Below are 21,355 nucleotides of genomic sequence, written 5' to 3'. Positions count from 1 at the left end.
TTGGTGAAAATGACAAACACCGCTATACAATCGAAAAAATCCCCTCGTGAAAACAACATCTTTTTTCTTTGTGCCCATTATCCGCTTCGTCGTTTGTCCATATAGCAAGCCGGGAGGGTCCTCTTCAGCGCCGCATCAGCTTGCCTCATTACCCGATTTATTCAAACGCTTGCACAAATGGACAAAAGACACCCTGCCGTCCGTATCATCCCCTTATCCGGCAATAGCTTCGCTGGCACATCGTTATACAAAATAACCCCGGTATCTCTTTAATCAAGCTTCAAAGAGAATACCGGGGTTGTTCGGCTAAGCTGCCGAAAGCATTGCCCTTAAATTGTCATCTGGCTTAGTTGCATTGTATACGTTTTCATCGAGCGTTGTCAATATCGCTTTTCATATAAAGGACCGCAAAACCGAAGCCATCCAAAGCCAACTCCAGCATGTCTGGCTGGGCATTGATACGAATGCCTTCTCCGTATTCCAGCGACCATGAACCCTCTGCTCCCGTTCCCGTCTCCAGCCGAAGCCCTGCCGGAGCATCGCCTGCATTCATCGCGATCAAGAAGCGGCCATCGGCTCCCATTAATTCATACAGCAGAGTCCTTCCCTCTACTTCGGCATGCAAGAAGCGAATGCGTGCGGAGCGGAGCGCCTCATGCTTGCGGCGAAGCGCGATAATGCGCTGATAGAAGGCGAACAGATCGCGGTCTTGTTCCGCTTCCTCCCATACCATGCATTTGCGGCAGCCCGGATCCGGTCCGCCCTCCAGACCGATCTCGTCTCCATAGTATATGCAAGGCGTGCCCGGATAAGTGAGCTGGAACAGCGCCGCCAGCTTCATCGGACGGACATCTCCATCACAGAGCGTCAGCAAGCGCGGCGTATCGTGGCTGTCGAGCAGATTGAAGGACACTTCGGTCACCGGCTGCGGATAGCTGGCCAGTATCGACCCGATGGAATCCGCGAATGCGCGGGCATCCGTCGTCTGTCGGGCGAAGAAGTTCAACACCGCATCCGTGAACGGGTAATTCATGACGGCATCGAACTGGTCCCCCTGCAGCCACGCCATCGAATCATGCCATATTTCCCCCAAAATATAGGCGTCCGGATTCGCCTGCTTGACGACTTGCCGGAATTCGCGCCAGAATTGATGATCGACCTCATTGGCCACATCCAGCCGCCAGCCATCAATCCCGATCTCCTCTACCCAATATCTCGCCACCTCCAGCAAATACCGCTTCACCTCCGGATGGCTCGTATTGAGCTTCGGCATCAACGGCTCGAAGGAGAACGTCTCATAGGTCGGCTTACCGTCCACGACGCGAAGCGGATAGTCTTTCACATAGAACCAGTCCGCGTATGGGGATTCGCTCCCCTTCTCCATCACATCGACGAATGGAGGAAACGTGCGGCCGGCGTGGTTGAACACCGCATCCAACAGAACACGGATTCCCCGTTCATGGCACGCTTCGACCAATTCCTTCAGCTTCTCATTCGTGCCGAAATGCCTGTCCACCTTCAAATAATCCCGCGTATCATACTTATGGTTCGTCGTCGCTTCGAAGACCGGTGTAAAGTAAATGGCATTAATGCCTAGCTCCGTTAAATAATCCAGATGATCCAGAACCCCTTGCAGGTCGCCGCCGAAGAAATTCCCCGGCTTCGGTTCCCCGCCCCATTCCTCGGTCTTCTCCGGATCGTTGGCTGGATCGCCGTTCGCGAACCGCTCCGGGAAGATCTGATAGAAGATCGCCTCCTTCACCCAGGCAGGCGCTTCGAACATATCGTGCGGATGGAGGAACGGATACTCGAACGATTCGAAGTAATCCCAAGGCAAGTCCTCGAAAAACCCGCGTTCCGTCAAATACACCTGCTCGTCCTTGCCCTGTATCCGGAACGCGTAGCGCAGCCGCCGGTATGGCGGACGGTACGCAGCCTCCCAATAATCGAACAAAGCATCCGAAGCAAAAATATGCATCGGAATGAACTCTGTCGAATCTTTAAACGCATATTTGTCCACCACGATCGCTTCCACCTTCACGGCATCATCCCGCTTCGTGCGGATCCGGAGATGGATCGTCTCGCGATCGTAGGCATACGACCAATTTTGCTTGGAACGATGATACACCGCTTCCCTTAACATGTGCCCACTCCCTTGTACATCATCTCAATCTGCCATAACCCATAACCGAAGGCATCGCCGGACAACAAAAAAAGGCACAGCCAGCGCGATAAATCACGAGGTTGTACCTGTCCGGTAGCATTGCCTTTAAGTTATGTAGCTGTATTATAGCCGGAACCGTCCAGTTTGGCTATAGCTTTTTCCGATTTATGATTATTTTTTTCCTTCCCGGCTCATTCTAAGGATGTCAATTGTACCCAAAAAGGATGATCTCCATGAACCGCGGCTCTGAGTTTATCACATATCTGCAGCTTTGCTTCATCATGATGCTGTCAACAGGGCTACTGAATCATGTCATCATTATTCCGGTCCTGCTTCAGCAAGCCGGCCGTGACGGATGGTTGAGCGTTATTATGCTGGCGCTTATCGTTCTGGCTTGGATCCCCTTGCTCCAGAGGCTGATGAAGGCCAAGGGACAGCAGGCGTTGTTCCCTTGGATGAAGGCGACCTTCGGCCCTGCGGTTGCCTGGTGCGTCACGGCCATTGTTGGGCTGTACCTATGGATCAGCGCGTTTGTCACCGTGAAGGATACCGTGAACTGGGCCAAAACATCGTATTTGCCGCAGACCCCCCTGTTTGTTATTACGGTATCGCTCTTGCTTCTCTGTATTTTCGGGGCATTGGCCGGGCTTCGATCCATTGCCATTTGTTCGGGGATCCTGCTTCCGTTTGTCCTCCTGTTCGGATACTTTATCATGTTCGCCAATGCCAGATATAAAGACTACACCTTAATGTTCCCGCTGTTCGAGCACGGGTATATGCCGGCGGTTCGCGGAACGATGTACATCGGAGCGGGTCTGGCCGAACTGTTCCTCCTGATCCTGATCCAGCACCGGATTTCCAAGATACCCCGCTTCCGGGGACTCGCTGTGCTCGCTCTTATTTTATGCGGGTTGACAATAGGGCCGCTCATTGGTTCGATTACGAATTTCGGCATCAAAGAAGCTGTCAATATCCGATACCCGGCATTCGAGCAGTGGAGATTGGTTACCGTCAGCAAATATATTGAACATGTCGATTTTCTGTCCATTTATCAATGGATGTCGGGCGCGTTTATCCGCATTTCGTTCCTGCTCTTTCTGATCGTGGAGCTGCTTCCGCTCCATTCGCTTTACCACAGGCTGCTGATGTGCGTATTTTCGGGAGTGACCGTGCTGATTGCCGTCAATTTGCACCTAAGCGATATGGTGTTTTTCAAATTTCTCGAAATCTTCTTTTTTCCTGGAACCACAACAACCTTTGTCCTGTTGTCCCTGTTCCTGTTCCTGATGAGCCGGTTCCGTTCCCGGCGCGGCACGAAGCCGCGCCCCAAAGACTTATAAGCAAGGAGGCTGTAAACATGGGCGCCAATTCGCCATCCTCTTCTCCGCTTACGCTCAAAGTCATTCGCGATTATTTCGCGGAATGCTCCGATATCAAGTCAGAAAACTACGAATTCGGTTCGGCTGCAAGGACATTCCAGCTCACCTTAATCTACTGCTCCGGACTGACCGATATGAAGCAGTTGAACCAGGCTGTCGTTCCGGCGCTGCATCGCATGCTGCAAGAGGCTTCCTCCGTCTCCCAAGCGGTGAGCCGCAACCGGTTCATCGCTCTGCTTCCATTGCCTCCGGGGGCAGGGCTGAGGGAGATGGAGCGGAAGCTGTTCGCCGGAGAGCTGCTTGTCTATGTGCATGGCGACAATGAAGTCTACTTCATCGATATTTCCGAGCGGCCGGAGCGGCAGCCGGAAGAATCCAATACGGAAGTTTCCATTAAAGGCCCAAAGGATGGCTTTACGGAGAATCTGGCGACGAATATAGCGCTCGTCCGCAAGCGCCTTCGTACCCAGTCAGTGAACTACGAAACGTTTATTATCGGCAGGCGCTCGCAGACTGAGGTCGGACTGCTCTACATGCAGGATGTCATTCGGCCGGATCTGGTCGATATCGTAAGGAAGCAGCTCCATGCGATTGACACCGATATCATCGTCGGCAGCTCCCAACTGGGCGAATTGATGCTGAACTCCAATTATTCCATGTTCCCGCTGATGGATTACATCGGACGCCCCGATTATGTGGTGGAGTCGCTGAGCCGCGGAAGATTCGTCATCCTGGTCGACGGATCGCCTATGGCGCTTATCGGTCCTTCCAGCCTGTGGCTGCTGCTGAAGTCGCCGGAGGATGTCCATTTTCCGGTGTTCTTCGTGGTGCTCCAGCGCATCATCCGCTTAAGCGGTCTCATTATCTCTCTCTTCACTCCCGGCTTCTGGCTTGCCCTCACCGCCTACAATGTGGAGCAGCTTCCGTTCCCGCTCCTGGCGACCGTGTCGACTGCCCGGACTGGCCTGCCGTTGTCGGCGACGATGGAATTGCTGTTCATGCTGGGCATGTTCGAATTATTCCGTGAGGCCGGCATTCGCTTGCCGAAGGCGGTAGGCCAAACCTTGGCGGTTGTCGGCGGCCTCATCGTCGGAGACGCCTCGATCCGCGCGGGGCTGGCTTCTCCGACGACGCTGGTCGTCGCGGCGGTCACGGCCGTAGCGACCTTCACGCTTATCAATCAATCTCTAAGCGGAACGGTTAGCGTGCTGCGGCTGGGCGTGCTGCTGGTCAGTTCGCTGCTGGGCATGTTCGGCTTCTTCCTGGCCGTAATGGCCATTTTGCTCTATTTATCATCGATAATGTCTTACGGCATTCCGTATCTTGCCCCCGTATCGCCGCCCCAATGGAGAGACATGTGGAAGGCGCTGCTCCGCTTGCCGCTCAATATGGACAAGTACCGTTCCTCTAATTTGACGAGAGAGCAGGACAACACACGAAAAGGGGACGATTCATGAGATGAACGCTAGATGGAAGCGGGTTATCATCCTTCCGCTCGCGGCAATGATCCTTCTCGGTCTGCCCGGCTGCTGGGATGCCAAAAATATTCAGGACATGAACTATATTGCAGCCATCGGGATTGACTTCGAGGACGGGAAATACATCATCTACACGCAATCGCTCGACTTCATGAACGTCGCCAAGCAGGAGACTAAAGCGGCTGAGCCCGCTCCGATCTGGGTTGGACGCGCCACGGGCTACACGTTGGAGATGGCCATTAATGCCATCTACAACGCCTCCCCGCTGCGCGTCCTGTTCGAGCACACATCCGCCATTATTATTACGGAGAGAGCGATGAAGCATAATGTCAATCATATGTTGGACGGGCTGCGGAGATACCGGGAAGTCCGGTATACGCCGTGGGTATTCGGCACGAAGGAGCCCCTGGACAAGCTGTTGTCGGTTACGAATGTGTTCAATATATCGCCGATCACATCTCTGCTTCATCACCCGGAGGAGGTGTACCAACAGAGCTCCTTCATCGCCCCGATTCAATTACAGAAGATGGCGTCGGAACTGGGAGAGCCCAACTCTGCCATTATCCTCCCGTCCCTGATCACGCAAGACACGCAATGGGTCAAGAATGGGAAGCCGAGCGGACAGTACTTAATCAACGGGGCTTATATCCTCGTGAACGGCAAGTATAAAAAAAGCTTGTCATGGAGAGATCTGAAGGGCCTGCGCTGGCTGACAAGGACAACGGCGCACACGCCCGTCGTCGTCGGCAATAAACTCAAGCCAGACGCCGTCCTGTCGATGTATTATCCGATGAGCCGGATCCAGGTATCGATGAAGAACAATCAGCCCGTCTTTCACATCAATCTGAAAGTGTCCGGACATCTGGACGAAATGGTGGAAAATGTGCCGCTTGTGAAGCTCCGCCATATGCTGAACGAAAAAATCGAGAAGGATATCCGGAAAACATTCGAGAAGGGGTTGGAGCATGGCATTGATATTTATAACTTGAAAAACGAGGTGTACCGCAAAAAGCTGAAGCTGTGGAAAGCGCTTGGCAACGGAAAAGATATCCGGCTCACTCCCGACTCGATCGCTTCAATCAAGATTAACGCGGAGATTCGCCATAGCGGCGCGTATAAGTATATTAATCCGAAGTAAACTTCCGGATATAGAAAGACCCTGTCCGACAAAGACAGGGTCTGTTCTGCTTCCGCTGCGCCTTAGCTGGCCGCCGGAGCGCTCGCGCTCAATGATTGCAGGATCGATTCCGGCAGCCACAACCGGTTGTCCGTCAGCTTCGATTGAACCGGCTGCTCCTGTCCATTCACCTGAATCTCGAGCGCATTCAAAATATAAATTACGGTGGCATCGCCTTTGGTCAAGGTGACCGTCTTCGTCTTGTTGTTATAGACGATGTCGATGCCTTGCTCTTCCGCCTTCGCCCGCACCGGAACAAGGACGTCCGAAGCGGATGGCTTCTCCGGCGCGGTCTGCTGCTCCTCACCCGCCGACATATCCAGCGCGAACTTGGCGAAGCCGTCGCTCTCCAGCCCGATGAATTGCATGCCTCCGGCTTGAGCCGCTGCCTCTTGGGCCTTCGGAGACGTGCGGAACGTGACATTGGTCTCCTCATGAATCGGTACGAAGGACCAGTTGTTATCCGCGGTCGGATTGATTTTTTCGTTCTGCGCGATGTAATCGATCAAGACTTGCCGAGTCTCGTCCGGCGAAGAGATAACGATATTGAATCCGTCCAGGTTCGGGAAGTTGCCTCCGCCGCTCGCACGGTAATTGTTCGTGGCAACCAGGAACTTCTGCTCCTTCGTCACCGGCTTCCCGTTATATTCCAGATCGACGATCCGGTGCGCATCCGGATCCGCCAGTTGGCCTTGCCGGTTGTAGCGGGCAGGCTGCGTCACGTCAATCTGATACGTAACGCCGTCGATGACGTCGAACAGGTAGGTAGGGAATTCTTCATTGATGAGCGGCTGCTCTCCTGACTTGCCCGGCACAATCTGATTGAATTGCCCCGCCGCATGCTCCAGCCATTCTCTGACTTCATCGCCATTGATCATTACGACATTCACCGTATTCGGATACACATACAGATCAGCTGCGCTCTTCACGGCCAGCGTCCCCGCCGGAATATCGGTGAAATAGCTCGGGCCCCAGCGTCCGCCGGCCTTGAACGGAGCTGCCGCCGACAGAACTGGAATTCCTTCGAAGGAAGTGCCTTGAATATATTTTTCCGTATACCATTTCTGGGCATTAGAGACGATCTGAACGGATGGATCGTCGCGTACGACGGAGAAGAAGCTGTTGATCGGCGCCGTCGTCTCCCCAATCGGCTGGCGCACATATTCGATCGTGCCTTCGTGATCCGCCTTCACGGCATCCACAATGCGCTGATCGGCATCGACAAGCGATTTCTTATTCTCCTTATCGTAGATCGGACGGGCTTCGGACTCGCTGTCGACGACCGTCCATTTCCCATCAGACTTCTCCAAGGTCAGATCGATGATACCAAGATGATCTCCCCAGAATCCCGGCATAACCGCAGGAGTCCCATGAATGGTTCCTTTCTTCACATCGACCCCTTCGATGTTCTCGAAGTCCGAACTCGGGAAGACATTATGGTCATGCCCGAACATAACTGCGTCGATTCCTGTGACCTGGGTCAAATAGTAGACCGTGTTATCATCATTGCCCTTCCGCGGACTACTGTCGAAGCCGGAGTGAGGAATCGCGACGATGATATCAGCGCCTTCCTGCTTCATCTTCGGCACGAATTTCTCCGCAGTCTCGATAATGTCCTTGACGACAACCTTCCCTTCAAGGTTCGCCTTGTCCCACTCCATGACCTTCGGCGGCACAAATGCGATAACCCCGATTTTCAACGTAACGTCTTGGCCGGCGTCATCCTTGAACGTTCTCGTCAAAATTTCGTACGGTTTGAAATAGTTTTTATCGTTATCCGGGTTGTTGTCGCCATCATCGATATAGACGTTGGCATTCACGTAAGGGAACGCGGAGCCTTTCAAGCTGCGATCGAGGAACTCCAGACCATAGTTGAACTCATGATTCCCGATTCCGGCCGCATCGTACTCAAGCAGATTCATTGCTTTGAATACCGGATGGACCTGGCCGTCCTGAAGCGGCTTGATTTTGGCGGCATAATCCCCCAGCGGATTGCCCTGAATCAGGTCACCGTTGTCGAACAGCATGCTGTTCGTCACCTCTTGACGCGCCTTCATAATGAGCGATGCCGTTTTTGCCAGGCCGAATTCGTCGGTCTCCGTGTCCTGGTAGTAATCATGATTGACAATATGTGTATGAATGTCAGTCGTCTCCATTAGCCGCAGCTTCAGCTTCGCCCCTTGCGCCTCCGCCGACGCCGCCATGGAGAATGTGCTGCTCAGCAGCATGACGGCAAGAAAACATGTTAACGCTTTCAATTTCTTCATTCCAGCAACCCTCCCGTTGTCTTCAATCCCAATTCGGCAATCAAATGATACGAGTGTCTTTACAATATTTCATCATAATGCCCCTTATCCTATGTACAATGCTGCTATTCCCTCTCCCCTCCTGACGATAAACGAAAAGATTCAATCATAACATGAACGACTTGCTTTATTACTGTAACCTTTGTTCATTCATTTGGCAATAACCTGTTTCTCATTTTACAAAATAAAAAAAGCCTGCGGCCCATGCGCCATCTATCTTAGTTCACTGACGATATCGATGCCCAGCATAGCCAATGCGCCCGCGCCGACCGTCCATACGGCAATCAGTCTCGCGCAACTGCGGCAGATTCAGAAGGCAGGAACGATGACAGCAGTAGAAGCCATGGAAGCTGCGCATAGGGGATACGTTTGACTCCGGAGTGTTAGCCAAGTGCCATTCCCAAGTTCCGGCAGCCTATAACTTAACGGTTCTGGATGAGTATTGGCGAATGGAGTCTGTAAGCTCATAAGTAAGCTTGCCATAATCCCAACATCCTCTTCCCAACTCCCTGTTTTTCAACTATAATGATAATCATTATCAATTATAGAAAACTCAATATACGCTTATCCGACTTCACCGCTACCAGCCGAGATTTAGGCGAACCAGGGGTGGAGCCCGGCATTCTGGTGCTGAATGAGAGGCTTGTATAGATATATTATTTGGAGGATTTATAAATGTGGGTCATCTATGCTTTTGGTGCGGCGCTGTTTGCCGGTATAACTTCTATTCTTGCTAAAATCGGAATTCAAAATACAGATTCCAACCTGGCTACCGCCCTCAGGACCGGGATTGTTGTCATTTTTGCCTGGATCATTGTATTTACGGGAAACATTCACCATACTCTTTACGACATCAGCTTGAATTCCCTTGTCTATCTTATTTTATCAGGGATGACGACGGGCGCTTCTTGGATTTTCTACTTCAGAGCGCTTCAATTAGGAAATGTTAATGTTGTCGTTCCAATTGATAAATCAAGCACGGTTATTACGATGCTCTTCGCGATCATCATGCTGGGCGAGCCGGTCACATTATTAAAAATCATCAGTATGGCGATGATCGGTGCTGGAACGTATATGATGATACAAAGACAAGACGTTGAACAATCCGCCGATAGGAGCAGGAAATGGATTTGGTACGCTGGACTATCCGCTTTTTTCGCAGCAATCACGGCTATATTAGGGAAAGTCGGGATCGAGGATGTTGATTCCAATTTAGGCACCGCCATACGAACGATTGTCGTGCTGATCATGGCTTGGTTGATTGTATTTGCCACCAAAAAACAGGGTGGCATCAAAGAAATTGATAAAAAGAGTTGGATTTTTATTACATTGTCCGGTTTGGCCACCGGAATGTCTTGGCTGTTTTATTTCAAGGCATTGCAAGAAGGACAGGCAAGTATTGTAGTGCCCATTGACAAATTGAGTATCATCGTGACGATCATCTTTGCTTATATTGTTTTGAAAGAAAAATTGTCTATGAAGGCTTTTGCAGGTTTCATCTTGATTATTCTTGGTACCTTGTTGTTGCTAATATGAACATTTTTGGCTCCCATCCCACGCTCAACACGGAATTGGCAAAGAAAAAACCAGTAGAAACAAGGAAGTTGAGAAAATCCAAAGGATTTTTTGGGCACTTCATTAGGACTTGTTCTCAGTAGAAAAATCGTGATTTCAAACGCTCTGATCGAAGTGCCTGAAAACTGCACAATGAAATGTCTATCCGATAGGCGAAGTCCTCAAAACTGCACGGTTTCTCAAGACACGTTGATTCGGTAGGCAAAATCCTGCAAAAATACAGCAACTCGATAGGGACGACTTCACCAGAAAGGGAATCCTGTAAAACTGCAGCAATTTCACCCGTTTCTCTTCGACTTAGCTCAAAAGGGCCTAAAATGATGTAGCTGTGCAGCAATTCCTCGAAATGTGGACTCATTGAGCCGAAATTCCTGTAAAATAGCAGCAATTCCCTCCACACGTTCAAGCCCCACGAGGCAACGATGCTTCCTGAACGCAATGATGCCTCCAGAAGGCGATGACGCTCTGAATGCCAAATTTCAATTAGGTAATCACCCCTCCTAAAAAACAGGGATTTTCCAACAGCCTGAGAAACAAGGAAGTTTTGCTTCTACTGGTATAAAAATTGTCTCAAACGACTAATCTTCGCGAAGCACAGATGCACGTTCTGTTCCCTCGCTGCAAATACGGTCCAGCATGATGGTGACCGCGAGCAGGTCCGCCGAACCGCCGGGGCTGATGTTTCGCTTGATGAAGTCCTCGTCCAGCTCGTACACCATTTGTCTGCCCCGATCCGTCAGCATGCCCCCGGCGGCCAGAACGCGCTGAGCCTGCCCTTGAACAAACGCGAGCGTGTCCATGTCGTGTCTGGCGACAATGTTCGTGTCTTCGTTTACGGCCATCAAATGGAGCAGCGTCTGCACGCATCTATCGTTCATATGGCAAGCACCCTCGGATTTTAAATGCCGGAACGCCGGAAGCGAGCAGTTCCTTACGGTAGGAAATCCGTTCTCCACTTCTCCGCGGATTCCTTTCAAGCCGAATTTCCTGTACAGCGCTTCCCCGTTGGTCAGCCCTTCCGTCTTCTTCAAGGAATCCAGCTCGCGCGAGCACAAACCCGCCGTCATCCTGGATATTCGCTCGCAGAGAGCGTCTGCATCCGCACGGGCCCTTTGCTCCTCCACCATACCGCAAGCTGCGGCGGCACAGATGATCCCAAGTGAGAACACCAGCCCCTTGTGGGTGTTTACGCCGCCTGTAGCGTCAAACATGGCTTGCTCGGCCGCCATGCCAAGCGGCCGCAGGCTGTTGAAAAGCTCCTGCGGATGGTCCCCGCGAGACTCCGCTCCCAACCGGGCACACGTGACGAAATAGGAAGAAAGGGAGGCAGAGCTTTCCATAAAGGTGAAAAAGTCCATGTCCTTATGCGCGCCCCGATTGAACCGGTCAACCAACCCCGGCTTCGGACTGGCGGAAACCTCCAGCAGCAGCGCCAGCACCGCATCTTTTCCCAATTTCTCGCAAAGCTCAACCTCTGCCATCATAGGTCACCTTTCTCCTAAGCCAAAATGGAATTGTTTTTTTCGATGTGAGGCTTATAAACCGGCTCCCACATGGCGTTTTGCACCGCTTCTTCGATATTGTCCGTCGGAGCGCCCGCTACGCCATCCTTCATCGCGGCCTTCGCCACCGCAATAGCTACGGCTTGCGACACGCTGCGAAGATCCTCTACCTTGGGCAACAGGGATGCGCCGGGTTTGGTAATATCGACAAGACCGGCTACGGCGGATGCGGCAGCCGTTAACATATTTTCCGTGATCAGCCTGGCTTTCACGACAATGGAGCCAAGGCCGAGGCCGGGAAACACGAACGCGTTATTGGATTGCCCGATCGCATACTCCGTTCCTTTATACGCGACAGGCTCAAACGGGCTGCCCGTGGCGATCAGCGCTTTGCCGTCCGTCCACTCGATAAGGCTGCCCGGCGCCGCTTCCGCTAAAGCTGTCGGGTTCGACATCGGCATGATGATGGGCCGTTCCACGTGCCTCGCCATTTCTGTGACGATTTCTTCCGTGAAAGCGCCGGCCACGCCGGATGTGCCGATCAGAATCGTGGGCTTCACCTGGCGAATGACTTCCATCAGAGGAACGGTTCCCTTCTCGCAGCGTGTCCAGTCCGCCACTTCATCGGCTTTTCGAACGTAAGGCCGCTGGAATTCCATTATTCCGTCCATCTCGTCCGTTAACAGCCCGCGTTGATCAATGGCCCAAAATCTATCGTACGCATCCTCTTCGGAAAGTCCGTCCGCCATCATCGCCCGGCTGATCTGATCGGCATTGCCGGTGCCCGCCGAGCCGGGGCCGAAGACAACGATCCGCTGCTCCCGCAGCGGAACACCCGTGAGCTTGATCGCCGATAAGATGGCGGCAAGCGTAACCGCTCCCGTGCCCTGAATATCGTCATTGAACGTGAGGATTCGATCCTTGTAGGACTTGATAATGTTGCGGGCGTTCACGAAGCCGAAGTCTTCCCAATGAAGCAGGGCGTTCGGGAACCGCTCAAGCGCCTTGGCAATAAAGGTATCGACAAATGCCATATACCGTTCCCCTGTGATCCGCTCATGACGGTTGCCGATATAAAGCGGGTCCTTGAGCAGCTTCTCGTTATTCGTCCCCGCATCGAGCACGACTGCGAGAACCCGGCCCGGATGGATGCCTGCGGCTGCCGTATAAACCGCCAGCTTCCCGATGCAAATAGTAATGCCGCCTACTCCCCAGTCGCCGATCCCCAGGATGCTTTCGGAATCGGTGGCGACAATCAGATCGATATCGTCCGGCTTCGCATCGATATTGGCGAATGTTTCCTCCATGCCCCCGATGTCGTCGATCGAAAGGTACACACCGTCGGGGCTATGGTACTCCAGACTGTACTTCTGGATCGCTTCCCCAACCGTCGGCGTGTAGATAACGGGCAGCATCTCGTTGATGTGATCGGTCAACAGACGGTAGAACAGAACCGTATTTCGCTTTGCCAAATCGTTTAGCATGATGTTCTGCCGCAGCTTGTTCGGCTGCGCGAGAAATTGCTCATAGGCCCGTTTGGCTTGCTCTTCCAAGGTCAGCACGATGGGGGGCAGCAATCCTTCGAGCTTCAATTTCTTGCGCTCTTCCAGCGTAAAGGCCACGCCTTTATTGAGTAACGGCTTGGCGAGAATTTCTTTCCCGCAGACGACGGATGCTTCATCGCGCTCAGCGGTTGGAAGATGTAGAGCTGCCATTCGATTTTCCCTCTTTCTTCATTATAGTTAACAGACGAACTCCGGCGTTCTTGCATGTACGGCTTCCTTCTGGAAATAATCGTCCGCGATCTTTTGAATAGCGTGCAAAAGCTCGGTTATGGAATGCGCCCTGCTCCGTCCGCATACGTGCGCGTCCTGTTCGCACAGCAGGCACTTGCGCTTGGGATGACTCAGCTCCTCTCTGGATATGATCATTCCGTTGCGCCCGATAACGTCCATATCCAGCAATCTGCCCAGCGGATGTAGGTTCTCCAGCGATATGAGAAGCTCCTTGACCGCATGTTCATCCGCATCGACGACAATAAATGCTTCGGACCCCGTCGCAAGATGATAAGTTTCCAGATAGACCGGCGATATTCGATTCATTGTCAGTCTTTGAATCAGGCTCTCATACCCCTCCTGGAAAATTTGCCTGCTCATCGAAGTGGATTTCCGGGGACCGGGGATGTTTACCGTAAAGGAAATTAACGGCAGCGAAAAGGTCTCCAGAAGTCTTCTTTGTGTGGCCGCCCTGTCTTCGCGGGCCAGCAGCATCTGTTCAAGGGTTACTTCAACGTCTTGCATCATGGCGTCTCTCCCCGAATACGACGAATAAGTTCACCGGCCTCCGGCGACATCAGGAACGTATAGGTCGTCTCCGGAACCAGTTCTTGTACAGCATTCATATCGCCCTTACGAATCAGTTCCCGGACTCTCGATGCGCTGATAGCCACTCCGCCGGCTGCCAATCTCGGCACTTCCTCCACTTCGATTCCGCAGGAAGGAAGCATCTCTTTCATGATCCGGTTATAGGTGCGGGTAACCTCGCAGAATGGTTCTTCGCCTACGAACCTTTTTTCAATCCGCAAATAAGGCGCGATATATCGGGTAAAAAGGGTCAGGTCAAGCTTGGCATAGATCTCCGCCACGTCCTCATACTTCTTCATAAAATAAGACGGAAAGGTAGCGTCGGATATGATATAATCCTTGCCCCAATGCAGCACTACATTGGACAAATGCTTGACCCCCTCCTGTACCAGCCTGTATCTGATTTCCGACGGAAAAATCGACCTGTCCTCCCGGACGACGAACACATGCAGTCTTTTGCACCTGGCGGCGGCATATTCAATCAAGTGCCGGTGTCCTAATGTAAACGGATTGCAGTTGACGACCATCGCCGCCGAAGGAACCGCTTCGCCGGATTCGCGCAGGGCGTTATCGAGATACTTTTGTACGCCGTCTCTTCGATTCTCCAGCAGCACGATGTCAGGCGGCACTTCGGCGATAGCATGAAAGCCGAGCCCGGAAAATATTCGCTTGTTCTCGGGCTTGGTAAAAATGAACAGGTGCGCCCGGCCTCTTCGGTATTCTTCATTCACGAGGTGCGTGACGACGCGGGCCGAAAGCCCTTGGCTTTTATATTCGTCATCGACGGCGATGCATTTCAGCACCCTGCCGGAGAAGGAGCCCGTGGCCACCATTCGGCCATCGTCCACGATGGCCACGGCATATTCCATTTCCTTGTCCACCGTCAGTCCCTGCGTGCCAAGGAACGCCTGGAGCCCGCTGATATCGCGCCCAGATTCCAATCTTAGCACCTGTTCCTGCAGTTGATCAGTCCACATGGCATTCTCTCCAATAAAGGAAGGCGCGTCCCGCCCCTGTAGAGGTATGGACGAATACGCACCCATATTTGTCCCGCCGATGGAGCTGCGGGAGGGCCGATGATTGTCTTGCTACCCCTGTTGCCGGGCAACCGTTTTGACCGCTTCGCTGACGGCGCCACTTACTCTTTTATCCAGTGCGTCCGGGACGATATATTGCTCGTTCAGCTCATAATCCTGCACCAATTCGGCGATTCCTTTGGCGGCGGCGAGCTTCATTTCATCGGTAATATCGGCTGCTCTGACATCCAGAGCGCCTCTGAATAGACCCGGGAACACCAGCAGGTTGTTGATCTGATTGTGGAAATCCGATCTGCCGGTGGCCACGATTCTGGCGCCGCCCTGTAACGCTTCATCCGGTAAAATTTCCGGAACCGGATTGGCGAGCGCGAAAATGATGCTGTCCGGATTCATCGTTTGCACCATTTCTTTCGTTAGCACGCCTTCCACCGATGCGCCGATAAATACGTCCTTGCCTTTGATGACCTGTTCAAGCGGGCCCGTTTCGAGACTTCGGTTCGTAACCTTCGCTATACTTTTCTGCGCGTCGTTAATGGAATCGTCGTTCTCGACAATGGCCCCGTTGATATCGCACAATACGATATGCTTGGCTCCAGCTGCAAGCAATAGCTTCGCAATGGCAATTCCCGATGCGCCTGCGCCGTTGATCAAGATGTTTACGCTATCAAGCGACTTATTGACGATTTTTAGCGCGTTGTACAAGCCAGCCAATACCGCGACGGCCGTGCCGTGCTGATCGTCGTGATAGACCGGAATATCGAGCAGCTCTTTCAGCTTGTCTTCGATATAGAAGCATTCCGGCGCTTTAATGTCTTCCAGATGAATGCCGCCGAAGCCCGGAGCGATGACTTGAATGGTTCTGACAATTTCATCCGGGTCAGAGCTGTCGATACAGATCGGATACGCATCCACGCCGCCGAATTCCTTAAGCAGCAGCGCCTTGCCTTCGATTACGGGCAATCCCGCCTCCGGACCGATATCGCCAAGCCCTAAAACCGCCGTTCCGTTCGTAAGAATGGCAACGGTGCAGCCTTTGATCGTATACTCGTAAGCTTTGCTTTTGTCTTTGGCGATTTCTTTGCATGGCTCGGCTACTCCCGGCGTATACGCAATGGCCAGATCATCTTTGGTATTGATGGGCATTTTCCCCGCGATTTGCAGCTTTCCGATGCATTCCTTATGCGCTTTTAACGCCACTTCTTTTATGCTCATTGGTTTATTTCGTATTGAACAGCAGGTTCAATACGGCCTCCTCTTCGATAGGATCAGAAACGCCCGATCTTATTTGTTTTTTACCTGGCGAATGACGTCGATGACCGAGCCGTCGCGGTATTTGACAACGCCGACAACTTTATCCTCCCATTGAATGGGCTCCGGATTTCCGACGATGCGGGTCGCTTTCTCCTTCAGTTCCTCAATCGTCACTACCGGAAGCTTGGCTGCTTTTAGGTTGTGCAGCAGGTCGTCCCGCAGCGGGTTGACCGCGATGCCCTGATCGGTGACGAGCACGTCGACCGTATGGCCCGGGGTAATGATCGTATTGACCTTGTCGAGAATCGTGGGCATTCTGCCGCGGATCAGCGGAGCGACAATAATCGAGGCGGAAGCTCCGGCCGCGGTGTCGGAATGTCCGCCCGAAGCGCCACGAATCACGCCGTCGGATCCTGTGATAACATTCACATTGAAATCAAGGTCGATCTCCAGCGCGCTCAGTACGACGACATCGAGCTGGTGCGCCGCGCATCCCTCGTTGTCGGGGCTCGCATAATACTCAGCGTCGATCTGATGGTGGAAGCGGTTGTTCTTCAGCGATTCCACCGCTTTCAGGTCAAAACTCTGCACATCGAGCAGCCGGTGGATCAAGCCTTCTTCGTGCAGCTCGACGATCTGTTGGGTGATGCCGCCAAGGGCAAAGCTTGCCTTCACATTGTGCGCCAGCATCTTGTCCCGCAAAAACCGCGTCGTCGCAAGGGAAGCACCGCCCGAGCCGGTCTGCAGCGAGAAGCCGTCCAGGAAGTAACCGGAAGCCTCGATAACGTCCGCGGCATAGCGGGCGATCAGGAGGTCCTTCGGATTGCTCGTATACCGGGTAGCTCCCGAGACGATTCCCTTCGGGTCCCCGATGCAATCGACTACGACGACGTAATCGACCTGCGATTCCGGGATGCCGAAAGGCACGTTGGGATACGAGACCAAGTTGTCGGTAATCATGACGACATGGTTCGCGTGCTGCGCATCCACTTTCGCGTAGCCCAGCGAGCCGCAGGCGGAAGCGGCGGCATTGCCCCGCGAATAGCCGTTTGCGTTTCCGTACGGGTCGCACGAAGGCACGCCGAGAAACGCGACGTCGATCGGGCATTCTCCCGATGCAATCGCCCGCGCCCGGCCGCCGTGGGAGTTGATGACGACGGGAATGCCCATCAGGCCGTGCGAATAGGCTTGCGCGAGCTCACCTCTTAGGCCGCTCGTTTCAATTCTGCGGATAACGCCGTTCTGCACATGCTTGACCAATGGAGCATGGATATCCGTAAGCGAGCTGGCCGCGAGCACGAGGTCGCGAATGCCCATCTCGGCGATTTTATCGATGACCATATTGACGATATAGTCTCCGTTGCGGAAATGATGGTGGAACGAGATCGTCATCCCGTCTCTTAAACCGGTCGCTTTAATGGCAGCTTCAATCGAAGCAATGATTTTGTTTTTGGCGGGATTTTGCTGGCGCTCCTTGAGCCGCTCCGTATTTTTATACTGGCCGTTGACCTGTTTATTATGATAGGGGGTCAGCGAGCCGAGCCCGTCGATATGCAAGGGAATTTCTCTTCCTGTCTCGTTATGCATCACATCACCTTATTCCATGTTATTTTTACGCGTTGGCCAAGCTGAGAACTCTACGGGCTCTTTCGACGATCGGACGGTCGATCATCCTGCCGTCCAGACTGATGACGCCCGAGCCCTTGGCTTCCGCTTCCTCGATGGCTTCAATGACCCGCAGGGCTTTGCGTACTTCGTCCTTCGTGGGCGTGTAAATGCGATTGACGATCTCAATTTGGCGCGGGTTAATGATGGACTTGCCGTCAAAGCCCAACTGCTTGATCAGCTTCACTTCGTTCGCAAAGCCTTCCTCATCCTTGACGTTCGAGAAGACGGTGTCGATCGCATCGATGCCCGCCGCCCTTGCGGCGAACAAGATGATGCTGCGGGCCGTCAGCAGCTCAATGCCGTCGGCCGAACGAGCCGTTTTGAGATCGGTTACGAAATCCTCGGCGCCCAGGGCAATCCCGATGAGCCGGCTGCTGGACGTGGCGATGCGCTCGGCGTGCAACACGCCCTTGCCGCTTTCAATCGCGGCGAACAGCTTGATCGTGCCGTGCTCCATGCCGATCCTGCGCTCAATCTCCGTGATTAATTCGTCCGCTTCGACGACATCGTCGGCTGTCTCCGTCTTCGGCAATCGGATGGCATGCGGTTGCGCCCGCACGATCGCCTCGAAATCGTCCCTGCCGTAAGGAGTGTTGAGGCCGTTGACCCGAACGAGCACCTCCGTCCCGCCGAAGTCGAACGTTTTCAACGAATGGTATACGAGCAGACGCGCCGCATCCTTCTCGTGTAACGAAACCGAATCCTCAAGGTCGATCATGATCGAATCCGCGCCGTATATATGAGCATCCCGGATCATGCCGGGATTGTTGCCGGGAACGTAGAGCATCGTTCGTCTAAGCTTTTGCATTTATTCCGCCTCCCATGGATGGTAGTTGTCATGGACCGCTCTGCCGACAGCCGTCTTGACTCTCGCCTGTATGGTGCAATCCAGTGCGCCCTTGTCGTTGGCGCGTACAAGCGCATCCGCTACCCCCATGCTTTCCAGCGTTTCCCGGATGACTTTACGAATCTGATTGCCGAACTGGTTTTCTACCGTGCTGAACAGCTCGATTTCGATGCCCTTGCCTCCGTTTTGTTCGATGGATATCGTGATATCGCTTGATTCCAGCGTACCCGCTATCCCTACTTTGCTAATCTCCACAGTGAACACCTCGCTACTATGTCTGTTACCTGCCTTTAGCCTCCGGATTGGAACAGCTCCTTGATCTTTCTCGCCAGTTCCGATCCGGTTACCGGCTTACACATGTAATCGTCTATGATGAACCGTTCCTTGGACTCCACGACCTTTTCCTCCACAAATCCGGTCACTAAGATGACTTTGATTTGCGGGTTTAGTGTTTTCATCCGTTCCGCCAAATCCAAGCCTTTAATATAGGGCATAGCTTGATCGGTGATGACAACGTCGAACTTTGTCGGGTTCACCTCGAAGGTTTTGATCGCTTCAACGCTGCTCGATTCGGATAGTACCTCAAAGCCGAAGGGCTCAAGACCTTTTTTCATCGCTTTCAAAACCTTGATCTTGTCATCGATAAGTAGAACGGTCTTTGAATCCGTAGGAACAGGCAAGGGACAAGACTGGCCTTCAATCACCTGCAGTATGGCTTGAGGAATGTAAACCGCAAAGACGCTCCCCTTTCGGACTTCACTTTCCACCGTTATAAATCCTTTATGATTCTCGACGATTCCGTACGCGATGAACAATCCAAGTCCTGTACCTTCTCCGGTTTGCTTCGTCGTGAAGAACGGATCGAAGATTTGGGACATCGTTTCCTTACTCATGCCATATCCCGTATCAGAAACGGATATTTTGACAAAGCATGGAGCGTCCTGTGCGGATTCATTTATTTTTCTGGCCTCGTGGAGAGAGATCGTTTCCACCCTGACCTTCAAAGTCCCGCCTTGATACTTCATCGCCTGATACGCATTGGTGCAAAGATTTAATACCACCTGATGGATCTGCACTTTATTAGCCAGAATGACGGCACTGCCATCGAGCTTTTCAAAAACGACAGCAATATTTGGCGTTATGATCGGCTCGACAAGTTTCAAAGTTTCCTCAACCAGTGCGGCTACGTTGGCGGGCTCGTATTTGCCTTTCCCGTTGTCCGAACGGCTAAAGACAAGCACTTGTTCGATAATATTCCGGGCTTTTTCAGACGCTTCATAGATTTCGTTCGCATAATCGTACATTTCCTCCTGAGGACTAAACTTGTTCAGCATGATTTCCGAATACCCCAAAATCGGGGTTAGCAAGTTATTGAAATCATGAGCGATTCCACCGGTCAACGTACCGATAACCTGAAGCTTTTGAGCGTGCACCAGTTGCAGATCCTTTTTCCTTATCTGCTCGTGAGTGGCGTTCAGCTCTCTCAAATACTTCGTCTCCACTTCAAGGGCTTTTTTATTTTTCTGAGCCTTCATGACCATGAAGATGGCACCGGATAAAATTAATAAGATCATGGCAAAAATCTCCATGGTTTTGAAACGATTCTCGGCAATGGGCCCCTTCACGTCATCATAGTCCATAGCCGCGGCGACGATCCAAAAAAAACCGTCAAAGTGAGCCTTGGAAAAAGCTTCGAACTTTTTGGTTTTTTCCAGGCTCTGCTCCATCCACCAATAGGAATGGTAAACCGCCGAACCTTCTTCCTCGCTTAACTGCAAATCCATTAACTTGTCCAGATCCCTAAAATCCAGTTCGGGATAAGCAATTTTCAGACTCTCCAGGGATTTCCCTATATTCCACGGATTCGGATGCATGAGGTAAACCCCCTCATCGTTCTTCACGTGGACATAGCCCTTCTTGCCGACTCGGAACGGCTTGACCAGAAGTTCATATACAGCGTTCAGATCAACCGAACTGACGAGAATACCTTCAAATTCCTGATCTAGAAACACGGGTTGGTAAATATTTGTAATGTATCTTCCAGGTTGTTCAAGCTTGGCCTCTCCGATCAGAGCCTGTTTTTCCCTCAGAACATTTTGAATCTCATCTTCAATGGTTGTCAGAATGGTCCCCGCTACGGTATCGGAGGTTTCGGGAAAAATACCTACCATTTTCCCCTCTTTGTTAATAACGTAAATTCTTTCAACCCCTTGATTTTTTGCCATGTAATAAGCTTCGATCGCCTGCTTTACCGGCACCGGATCGGCATTGGCCATTCCGAGGGCAACACCGCGGTTTCCCGCGACGACTTCCAGGTTGTGAACCTGCTCTTTAAAGGACACCTCCAGGTTCCTGGCGGTCAATTTGGCGATCGTCAAAAGCTGCTGCTGTTGCTGAGTGATCACGGTCCGTTCGTCATTAACATAGGAACCATAGGCCATCCAGACAAGAAGCAGAAAGGCAACCGGAAGCGCCAACAGCATAATGCAATACAGCAAACTTTTTTTGTTTCGCAGCTTGTCAAGTTTGAAATACATATCGTTTTTCCTCTCCGGGCCATCATCTAGTCGCCCACTTCATCCGGATGGAGGCAACCTGATTCCATTAT

15 protein-coding genes are annotated in these 21,355 nt (G+C 52.3%); 4 read left to right on the top strand and 11 right to left on the bottom strand.

Translation table 11 applies throughout. The features are described from left to right. Window positions 1-367: 367 nt before the first annotated feature. Window positions 368-2,143 (bottom strand): glycoside hydrolase family 13 protein, encoded by a 1,776-nt coding sequence (locus tag DQX05_RS01875; protein ID WP_119790370.1) that lies wholly within the window; start codon window positions 2,141-2,143, stop codon window positions 368-370. Between the two features lie 254 nt (window positions 2,144-2,397). Between DQX05_RS01875 and DQX05_RS01870 the strand changes: the two genes are divergently transcribed. The 3 genes from DQX05_RS01870 to DQX05_RS01860 are packed head-to-tail and all read left to right on the top strand — an operon-like array spanning window position 2,398 to window position 6,159. Further along, window positions 2,398-3,504 carry a GerAB/ArcD/ProY family transporter gene (locus DQX05_RS01870; protein WP_259391726.1) on the top strand — a complete coding sequence of 369 codons (1,107 nt, stop codon included), beginning with the start codon at window positions 2,398-2,400 and terminating at the stop codon, window positions 3,502-3,504. Between the two features lie 17 nt (window positions 3,505-3,521). After that, window positions 3,522-5,000, top strand: coding sequence for a spore germination protein (locus DQX05_RS01865; protein WP_119790367.1), 1,479 nt, complete (start codon window positions 3,522-3,524; stop codon window positions 4,998-5,000). Window position 5,001: 1 nt separating this feature from the next. Continuing rightward, window positions 5,002-6,159 (top strand): Ger(x)C family spore germination protein, encoded by a 1,158-nt coding sequence (locus DQX05_RS01860; protein WP_119790365.1) that lies wholly within the window; start codon window positions 5,002-5,004, stop codon window positions 6,157-6,159. Between the two features lie 62 nt (window positions 6,160-6,221). Here the strand turns inward: DQX05_RS01860 and DQX05_RS01855 are convergent, their stop codons facing one another. Next, window positions 6,222-8,465: a bifunctional 2',3'-cyclic-nucleotide 2'-phosphodiesterase/3'-nucleotidase gene (locus DQX05_RS01855; protein WP_119790363.1), complete on the bottom strand. Its 2,244-nt coding sequence runs from the start codon at window positions 8,463-8,465 to the stop codon at window positions 6,222-6,224. Between the two features lie 714 nt (window positions 8,466-9,179). Here DQX05_RS01855 and DQX05_RS01850 point away from each other — a divergent pair. After that, window positions 9,180-10,040 (top strand): EamA family transporter, encoded by an 861-nt coding sequence (locus tag DQX05_RS01850; RefSeq protein ID WP_119790362.1) that lies wholly within the window; start codon window positions 9,180-9,182, stop codon window positions 10,038-10,040. 617 nt (window positions 10,041-10,657) lie between these two features. On the opposite strand, the gene citG is transcribed toward DQX05_RS01850, so the two are convergent. From citG to DQX05_RS01805, 9 genes are all read right to left on the bottom strand, one after another. Further along, window positions 10,658-11,563 carry a triphosphoribosyl-dephospho-CoA synthase CitG gene (gene citG, locus DQX05_RS01845; RefSeq protein WP_119790360.1) on the bottom strand — a complete coding sequence of 302 codons (906 nt, stop codon included), beginning with the start codon at window positions 11,561-11,563 and terminating at the stop codon, window positions 10,658-10,660. Between the two features lie 14 nt (window positions 11,564-11,577). Continuing rightward, window positions 11,578-13,296 (bottom strand): NAD-dependent malic enzyme, encoded by a 1,719-nt coding sequence (locus tag DQX05_RS01840; protein WP_119790358.1) that lies wholly within the window; start codon window positions 13,294-13,296, stop codon window positions 11,578-11,580. A gap of 27 nt (window positions 13,297-13,323) precedes the next feature. Further along, window positions 13,324-13,884, bottom strand: coding sequence for a citrate lyase holo-[acyl-carrier protein] synthase (citX, locus tag DQX05_RS01835; protein ID WP_259391725.1), 561 nt, complete (start codon window positions 13,882-13,884; stop codon window positions 13,324-13,326). Further along, window positions 13,881-14,921 (bottom strand): [citrate (pro-3S)-lyase] ligase, encoded by a 1,041-nt coding sequence (citC, locus tag DQX05_RS01830; RefSeq protein WP_119790356.1) that lies wholly within the window; start codon window positions 14,919-14,921, stop codon window positions 13,881-13,883. Before citC ends, citX begins: the two co-directional genes overlap by 4 nt. A gap of 111 nt (window positions 14,922-15,032) precedes the next feature. After that, the gene (locus DQX05_RS01825; protein WP_119790354.1) at window positions 15,033-16,193 is read right to left on the bottom strand and encodes an NAD(P)-dependent malic enzyme; all 1,161 of its coding nucleotides are present in this window, start codon (window positions 16,191-16,193) and stop codon (window positions 15,033-15,035) included. A 69-nt stretch (window positions 16,194-16,262) separates the two neighbouring features. After that, the gene (citF, locus tag DQX05_RS01820) at window positions 16,263-17,819 is read right to left on the bottom strand and encodes a citrate lyase subunit alpha (RefSeq protein WP_119790352.1); all 1,557 of its coding nucleotides are present in this window, start codon (window positions 17,817-17,819) and stop codon (window positions 16,263-16,265) included. A 25-nt stretch (window positions 17,820-17,844) separates the two neighbouring features. Next, window positions 17,845-18,708: a citrate (pro-3S)-lyase subunit beta gene (gene citE, locus DQX05_RS01815; RefSeq protein ID WP_119790351.1), complete on the bottom strand. Its 864-nt coding sequence runs from the start codon at window positions 18,706-18,708 to the stop codon at window positions 17,845-17,847. Continuing rightward, window positions 18,709-19,002, bottom strand: a complete 294-nt coding sequence (gene citD / locus DQX05_RS01810; protein WP_119790745.1) for a citrate lyase acyl carrier protein — start codon at window positions 19,000-19,002, stop codon at window positions 18,709-18,711. A 35-nt stretch (window positions 19,003-19,037) separates the two neighbouring features. Next, window positions 19,038-21,284 (bottom strand): sensor histidine kinase, encoded by a 2,247-nt coding sequence (locus DQX05_RS01805; RefSeq protein WP_119790349.1) that lies wholly within the window; start codon window positions 21,282-21,284, stop codon window positions 19,038-19,040. Window positions 21,285-21,355 lie beyond the last annotated feature (71 nt).

The organism is Paenibacillus thiaminolyticus (assembly GCF_003591545.1).
Taxonomy (GTDB): Bacteria; Bacillota; Bacilli; order Paenibacillales; family Paenibacillaceae; genus Paenibacillus_B; species Paenibacillus_B thiaminolyticus_A.
The sequence above is the reverse complement of the archived record's forward strand: the minus strand, read 5'-3'. Positions and strand labels throughout refer to the sequence as shown.